The following is a 7220-nucleotide window of genomic DNA, read 5'->3' on the forward strand; positions in this document are numbered from 1 at the left end:
GCAAGCCGGCTCCCACAGGTACAGCGACAACCTTGAGTTAAACGCTGCGCCCGTGGGAGCTGGCTTGCCGGCGATGGGTTGCAACGCAACCCCGGCGGCTCAAGGTGTAGCGCCGGCAGGCCGGCCACAGCGCAGTTCCAGCACCTGAGCCAGGCGCTCTACCGCCTGTTGCAGCTCCCCCGGGTGATCACCCAGCCACGCCATCGCCAGACACTGTTGGTAGCGACCCTGCAGGCTGAACTGCTCGCCCGGTAAGGCATGCAGTGCTGAACCAGCCAGCGCTGCTGCAATACCCTCCCACGGCAGCGGCTGGCGAAAGCGCACCCACAGTGTCCGGCCACCCTCCGGCATTTCCAGCACCACCCGCTGGCCGAACTGCAGCTGCAACTCACGCGCCAGGCATTGCATGCGCTTTTGCAGGTCGGTGCGCAGCCGCACCAGTTGCGCCTCGATTTCGCCTTTGCCCAGCATGTGCGCCAGCGCTTGCAGGCGTAGCGGTGCAAGCCGAAATGCACGCTCAGCGAAAGCCCTGGTCAGGCCGGCATCATGGCCCAGCAGGTAGGCATAGGGCGCCTCGCTCCCCACTGCGGCATCGAACGCCCCCATAACCAATAGCCAACGAGGATCGACCCAATCGCGCAGGCGCGTATTCGGCGGCCCGCTGTAACAGTGCTCGCTGTCCAGGTCGTTCTCCAGCAACCATACAGGGTGCTGGCCAAGCAGCTGGCCAAGCTGCTGCTGATAGTGCAGTGAAACCAGCCGCCCCTGCGGCATGCCAAGGCACGACGGCATGACCAGCATGCACACTGGCTCGCTGGCCAGCAGCCGGGCCAGGGCGCGCAGGTCCGGGTTGCCGCGGGTATCCAGTGGTACCTCCAGCACTCGCATGTCGGCACGGGCCAACGCACGCAGCACCTGCCAGCAACAGGGCGAGTGCACCACCACGGTCCCGCCTTGCAGGGCCAGCGCCGCCAGCAAAGTCTCCAGCAAAGCCTGCACATCTGGCGCCAGCTGGACGTCCTCGGCACGCCAGTACTGGTTGGAGGAACGGGTATAGCGTTCAGCGACGGCATTGCGCAGGCGGGCGCTGCCGGGCGCGTCCCACGGGGCGACACTGTGCGTGCGCTGACGTGCCAGGCGCCGCTCGTGGGTGAACAGGGTGCGCTCAAGCATCGGCTGTGCCGGCAAGGGTGCCTGCCGGGGCATGGCCGCAGCATCCCCCTTGGCAGCGCCCTGTACGTAATAGCCCGACCTGGGCAGGCACTGCACGCGGCCCTCTTCTTCCAGCAGGCTGTAGGCACTCTGCACGGTGGCCAATGACACCCGCAACCGCCGGGCCAACACGCGCAACGACGGCAATCGGCACGGGCCACTGCGTGGCGCCTGGTCGATCAGGGCTTCCAGGTAGCGATAGACCTTGCGATAGGCGAACTCGCCGGAGCCCGATTGCTCCATCAAGGCGGCCCCGCATGACCACGCCGCCGCCCCGCTGCCCGCCGTGGCAGCAACCTCAGCTGTACATCGCGACGGGCCAGGTGGCTCATGAGACGCCAGGAGGCCAGCGGCAGGCCTCCGCCATAGATCAACCGGAGTTGCCCCAGCGGCAGGCCGCTGGTATTCACCAGCCAGTTTTTCACCGCTTCAGGGCAGGGTTTACCCTGCAAGGCCCGATGCAGGTATGGCAGCGCCACCAGCATGTCGGCATGCCAGCACTGCAGAAAACGCTCCAGGTTCTTCCCCTGCCGGGCAAACGGGCTGAACAGCAGGCACACCTGTTGGATCTGGTTGATGCCATATGCCTTGCCGAACTGCAGCTGATGCGTGTCGCGCCGCTTGTTGGCGCCCGGCTGGCCAGCCAGCCGCAATGCCGGGCGACTGCCCTGCGGCTCGAGACTGCGTGCGTGCAGCTCCCGCAGCTGCACCGGGGCCAACGGCTCGACGAACGCGGCCAATGGCCAGGCGTCCTGCCCCCCCTCGAAGCGACAACCGAGCATGAGGTCCAGCTGCTGCTCTTCGAGCAACGGCGGCAGCAGGTCGTCAATGGCAATCAACCGCACCGACGTACTCTGCGGCACGCTCGCCGAGGTCGGCCCCGCCAAGGCACCCGATGGCAACCCGATACTGCCGTGCAGGCGGCTCAGCCCTTGTGCCAGCGTCGCCAGGCACTGGTGCACCACATGCGGACCACGCTCCCCTGCCAGGCGCAGGCTGCGCCGTGCCCAGGCCAGGTACCGGCGGCGCTGGCGCGCAGGGATGGCGGTGATAAATACATCCGCAGGTGAATGGGCCTGCAGCGCAAAGCCGACGGCCGCCGCCAGTTCCAGGTGCAGGCGACACCCCAGCAGCGCTTCGGGCCTGGCGTCGACCAGGTGACCGAACATCAGCATGGCTTCCCTCGCCAAAAGCCAGTTGTCGGGCGCGGCAGAGGCATGCCGGCTGAACGGCACCACTTCACGCCCCTTGATCATTTGCAGTTGCACCCGCGGGTCATCCTGCAAGAACAGCGCACTGAAGCTGCGCTCATGGCATTCGAGCGTGGCACTGTCAGCCACGGGCAGGCTCACCACCAGCACCCGCAGCTGGAAGGTTACCGGCGCACGCAGGGCGATGCTCAGTTGTGCGGCACGCAGCATGGCCAGCAGCCGGGCGCTGCGGCGATCGTTGCCTTGCAGCACCAGCAAGCGGCAGGTACCGATGTAGTCGGGCCCGCCTGCAGCAACCAGCAGCCGTTGTATCAGCAATTGCAAGGAAGCGCGCTGCGCTTGTGACATATGACTGAGCAAGCGATCGAGTACTTGCTGGTAGATATAGTGCATTGCCTGGTCGTGAATAGCAGTCACGAGATCACCTCATCAACTTCATGCAGCCAGCGCACGTTGATCAGAGGACCTGAACATCAACATGCCCCGAACTTTTCCAGAAGAAATTTCCTACAACTAATTGGAAGTAATGACGTAACCATCACTGTCGCCATGACATCGAGAAAAACGCATCGTCGCGACGCCCCGCCGCTGCCATACACCGCCCTGGCCTGGGCATAGCCATGCTCATTCCACGCTCCTTGCGCAAACTATCATTGAGCCATTATCGAGGGATGCAAAGCGAATAGAAGATACAGATCAGGGTAAAAAAACCATTCAGCGGAAGTGAGAAAACACATTGACTGCCAGACGAGAACAGTACAAGACAAAAAACTTGGCGGGATATTTCGGCAAGCCCCGGAGCAATCAGTTCAAATATAGTCCGCGTCGTACTTAATTGTAGGAAACTTCTTTTTTTAACGTAAAACCAGTCTCTATTGGGCACAAAAAACCCGGGACTCTGCCCGGGTTTCCTGATAGATGCAGACCGCTGTCAGTGTTGCGCCATGTCCAGCACCACACGCCCGCCGCACGGGCATTGGTCCATGTAGCGATGCGCCTCGACCACCTGTTCGAACGGGTACACCTTGATGATCTGCGGTGTCAGCAACTGGTCGGCAGTGAACTGGTTGATATCACGCAGGGCGCGCTGCAGCGCCACCTGATCCTGGCTGATGCCAAGCTCCGGCTTGCCGGTGAAGTTGCCGATGCAATGCACATGGAACTGGATGTTCTTCTGGAACGCCGCGCAGGCCGGGAACGGCGTCTGGTTGCCGCCTTGCAGGCCATACAGCACCAGGCTGCCACGTGGAGCCAGGACATCGCCCAGCAGCGACATCTGCGGCCCGCCCATGCCATCCAGGACCATGTCCACGCCACGACCATCGGTGTACTTGCCAATCTGCAGCAACAGGTCCTGCTCTTCGGTGACAATCACCTTGTCGGCGCCCAGGCCCAGCAGGTACTCACGCTGTTCCGGCTCCTTGGTGGCGGCGAACACCTTCAGCCCCAGGGCCTTGCCCAGTTGCACGAAGGCAGGGCCCGCGCAGTGGCTGGCATCGGTGACCAGTGCGGTCTGCCCGGCTTTCGCCCGGGCCAGGTCGACGTAGGCGAAATACGCGATCAGCAGCGGCGTGTAGTGCACGCTGGCCTCGATCGGGGTGAGCACATCCGGATAACGGGTAATGGCCGTACGCGGCAGCACGATGACATCGCCATACACCGGGTGGTCGTTGGCACTGGTGGCCGGGAAGCTGGCAACCCGGTCGCCCACCGCAATATCCTCGACCCCTTCGCCGACCGCGGTCACCACCCCGGCCATCTCGTGGCCGATCCCCGCCGGCAGGCGCGCCTGGGACGGTGCCAGGTTCTGGCGCCAGAGCACGTCATACCAGCTGACGCCAACCGCCTCGACGCGGATCTGTACCTCGTCGGCAGCAGGTGACGATTCGGCCTGCTCCTCGCAACGGAGCACATCGGCAGCGCCGAACTTGTGGAAACGGATCATGCGGGACATCGCATACCTCGCCTTTGTGAATCTCTAATTACCACGGACTTTATCCGGGCTTTGCCGGTTAGACCATCAGTGGTCATTAATAGTCGACATGCTTGTCATCGATTGGGCACCTGACTTTCCCTGCGATTGGTCCCCCTAAACCCGTGCAGGGTACCAGCCTTTGGCCTTAAGATTCACCTCTGCCCCACTTTAGGCGAAGCGCACCGATGAATCGAAACGACCTGCGTCGCGTAGACCTCAACCTGCTGATCGTGTTCGAAACGCTGATGCACGAACGCAGCGTGACCCGTGCCGCGGAAAAACTGTTCCTCGGCCAGCCGGCCATCAGCGCGGCCCTGTCGCGCCTGCGCAACCTGTTCGACGACCCGCTGTTCGTACGCACCGGCCGCAGCATGGAGCCCTCGGCCCGGGCCCACGAAATCTTCGCCCTGCTGTCCCCGGCGCTGGACTCGATTTCCACCGCCGTCAGCCGCGCTGCCGAATTCGACCCGGCCACCAGCAATGCGGTGTTCCGCATCGGCCTGTCGGACGACGCCGAATTCGCCCTGCTGCCGCAGCTGCTCAAGCGCATCCGCGCCGAAGCGCCGGGTATCGTGCTGGTGGTGCGCCGGGTCAATTACCTGCTGATGCCGACGCTGCTGGCCTCGGGCGAGATCTCGGTGGGGGTCAGCTACACCAGCGAACTGCCAGCCAACGCCAAGCGCAAGGTGCTGCGCCGCAGCATGCCGAAACTGCTGCGCGCCGACAGCGTGCCCGGCGCCATCACCCTGGACGACTTCTGCGCGCGGCCGCATGCGCTGGTGTCGTTTGCCGGGGACCTGTCGGGGTTCATCGACGAGGCGCTGGACGAGATTGGCCGCAAGCGCCACGTGGTGCTGGCGGTGCCGCAGTTCAACGGGCTGGGGAGCTTGCTGGCGGGCACCGATATTGTCGCTACGGTGCCGGACTACACGGCGGATGCGTTGACCGCGGCGGGTGGGTTGCGGGCCGAGGATCTGCCGCTGGATGTGCGCAGTTTCGAGCTGCACATGGCCTGGCGCGGGGCGCAGGACAATGACCCGGCAGAGCGGTGGTTGCGGTCGCGGATACAGATGTTCTTCGGCGATCCTGACAGCCTCTGAGCACGATCCCCAACACCTCATCGCGCAAATGGCCCAGGCGCCATGGATCAACAGTGCATAGTGCACCACACAAAGCCCGGCATCATTGGCCACCAGGGCATTGTGCTGGCGCACGAACAGCGGCACGTCGAGAAGCTCCTCGATGGTGCTTAATCCACCGCACCAGCCAATACAAGCTGACGAAAGTCACCCACAATCGGTCGCAGATCAACACGATGCCAGGCTGCCCAGAGGCCGATGCTTTGCTGCAACCACGGCAACTCGCGCAGGATCACGTCAGGGTTGCTGCCATTGCCAATGCTCTGCTGTATCAGCGCCAACCCTAATCCCGCTGACACCAGCCCCAACGCACTCAGCGGTTCGGCAGCCTCCAGCCGGATCTGCGGCGTAAAGCCTGCCTCCACGCAACGAGCCATGAAACGCTCACGACGGTTGGGAGTCGCGTGCCCGTCGACCATGATCCAGTCCTGCTCGTGAAGATCGACGGGCTCGATCTGCGCCTTGTCTGCCAGTGGGTGCCCAAAGGGTAGCGCGAGGTAGAGCGGGTCTTCGAATACCGGTGTTGCCAGCAAGTCCAGATCCCCCGCCGGTATCGGCTCGCACACCAGCGCGATATCGAGGCTGCGCTGGCGCAACCCCTCGAATTGCTCTTGAGCCGTCAGGTTGTACAGGGCGATATGGATGCCCGGCCGTTCCTCACGAACCTGGCGCAATGCCTTGGGCAACACCCCAGTATGGATGGCGTCACTGACGTAGCCGATGCACAGCCCACCCGACTCGCCCCGGCCCAGTCTGCGGCCGAGTGATTCCAGGCGTTCGGCATGTTTCAGCAGGGCCTTGGCCTCGTGCAGGAAGGTGCGACCGTCGGAGGTAATGCGCAGCCGTTGCTGGCTGCGTTCGAACAGCTGCAGGCCCAGGCGCTCTTCAAGCTGGGCAATTTGCCGGCTGAGCGGAGACTGGGAGATGTGCAGTTGTTCCGCCGCCTTGCCCACGTGTTCGAACTCGGCCACGGCGACAAAATAACGGAGTTGCCTGAAGTCCAGCATATAAGTCTTCGAAAATAAACAAGGCCGTGGTCAGCGGCGGGTAAAAACGGTTCGGATGCGGGGCAGGCTGCTGAGGCTTGGGGCCGTTTTACGGCCCCAATTCATCCATCAACCTTCCAGTGTCTGCCTCAGCGCTGCCAGGCCATCCTGGTAGATGGAGGTGTACAGCGCGGTCGCTTCGGCATCGCTGACACCCACCGGCACGAACGAACCGGACCATTCCACACGAGAACCGCTGCCCTCGGCTACCACGCGCAGGGTCGCCTGGTAGTCACGCACCGGCGCCGGGCCCTTGAGGATGGTGTAGCTGTAGCTGCGGCCGGCTTCGTTGAAGTCCAGCAGGCGCTCGATGATGGTCTCGCCATCCACGGTCTTCAGGGTACGGACGCGGCCGCCTTCGCTCAGGGCGCTTTCGGGGATGTACGGCAGCCAGTCGGGCAGCGCGTCGAAACCGCCAATCAGTTGCCAAACATGGTTGGCATCGGTTGCCAGGGTGATGGAAGCTTGTGCAGTTGCCATGATGATTCTCCCGGGGCGTGGCCCCATTGATTCGGGTAGGGCCGCGCAGCGGCCCTTCAAGATCGGTTTAAACAGCAGGTACCGGGGCCTGGGCGTTGATCAGCCCTTGCTGGCGCAGGTCGTTCCAGAAGGCCATCGGGATCACCTTGCTCAGGGC

The 7220-nt window shown here is 63.5% G+C and carries 6 protein-coding genes; 1 reads left to right on the forward strand and 5 read right to left on the reverse strand.

What is annotated here, in order from left to right; translation table 11 throughout:
- Positions 1-99: 99 nt before the first annotated feature.
- The 3 genes from CAG46_RS26635 to CAG46_RS26645 form a co-directional block, all read right to left on the reverse strand.
- Positions 100-1455 (reverse strand): aminotransferase class I/II-fold pyridoxal phosphate-dependent enzyme, encoded by a 1356-nt coding sequence (locus tag CAG46_RS26635; RefSeq protein ID WP_085619297.1) that lies wholly within the window; start codon positions 1453-1455, stop codon positions 100-102.
- Entirely contained in the window at positions 1455-2840 is a 1386-nt protein-coding gene (locus CAG46_RS26640) for a hypothetical protein (RefSeq protein WP_085619295.1), read from the reverse strand. Before CAG46_RS26640 ends, CAG46_RS26635 begins: the two co-directional genes overlap by 1 nt.
- Positions 2841-3354: 514 nt before the next feature.
- The gene (locus CAG46_RS26645) at positions 3355-4377 is read right to left on the reverse strand and encodes a zinc-dependent alcohol dehydrogenase family protein (protein WP_085619293.1); all 1023 of its coding nucleotides are present in this window, start codon (positions 4375-4377) and stop codon (positions 3355-3357) included.
- A 206-nt stretch (positions 4378-4583) separates the two neighbouring features.
- On the opposite strand from CAG46_RS26645, the gene CAG46_RS26650 reads away from it, so the two are divergent.
- A complete protein-coding gene (locus CAG46_RS26650; RefSeq protein ID WP_038409468.1) occupies positions 4584-5498 on the forward strand; it encodes a LysR family transcriptional regulator in 915 nt (304 codons plus the stop codon).
- Between the two features lie 149 nt (positions 5499-5647).
- Here CAG46_RS26650 and CAG46_RS26655 read toward each other — a convergent pair whose 3' ends face one another.
- Positions 5648-6544, reverse strand: a complete 897-nt coding sequence (locus tag CAG46_RS26655; protein WP_085619291.1) for a LysR family transcriptional regulator — start codon at positions 6542-6544, stop codon at positions 5648-5650.
- A 108-nt stretch (positions 6545-6652) separates the two neighbouring features.
- On the reverse strand, positions 6653-7063 hold the full coding sequence (locus tag CAG46_RS26660; protein WP_085619289.1) for an SRPBCC family protein: 411 nt from the start codon (positions 7061-7063) through the stop codon (positions 6653-6655).
- Positions 7064-7220: the final 157 nt, after the last annotated feature.

It is taken from the genome of Pseudomonas sp. B23(2017), from assembly GCF_002113725.1.
GTDB classification, from domain to species: domain Bacteria; phylum Pseudomonadota; class Gammaproteobacteria; order Pseudomonadales; family Pseudomonadaceae; genus Aquipseudomonas; species Aquipseudomonas putida_Z.

What these genes read in the sequence shown, in the direction of transcription:
- CAG46_RS26635 (WP_085619297.1), bottom strand. Translation starts at nt 1,455, where the DNA reads ATGGAGCAATCGGGCTCCGGCGAGTTCGCCTATCGCAAGGTCTATCGC.
- CAG46_RS26645 (WP_085619293.1), bottom strand. Translation starts at nt 4,377, where the DNA reads ATGTCCCGCATGATCCGTTTCCACAAGTTCGGCGCTGCCGATGTGCTC.
- CAG46_RS26650 (WP_038409468.1), top strand. Translation starts at nt 4,584, where the DNA reads ATGAATCGAAACGACCTGCGTCGCGTAGACCTCAACCTGCTGATCGTG.
- CAG46_RS26655 (WP_085619291.1), bottom strand. Translation starts at nt 6,544, where the DNA reads ATGCTGGACTTCAGGCAACTCCGTTATTTTGTCGCCGTGGCCGAGTTC.
- CAG46_RS26660 (WP_085619289.1), bottom strand. Translation starts at nt 7,063, where the DNA reads ATGGCAACTGCACAAGCTTCCATCACCCTGGCAACCGATGCCAACCAT.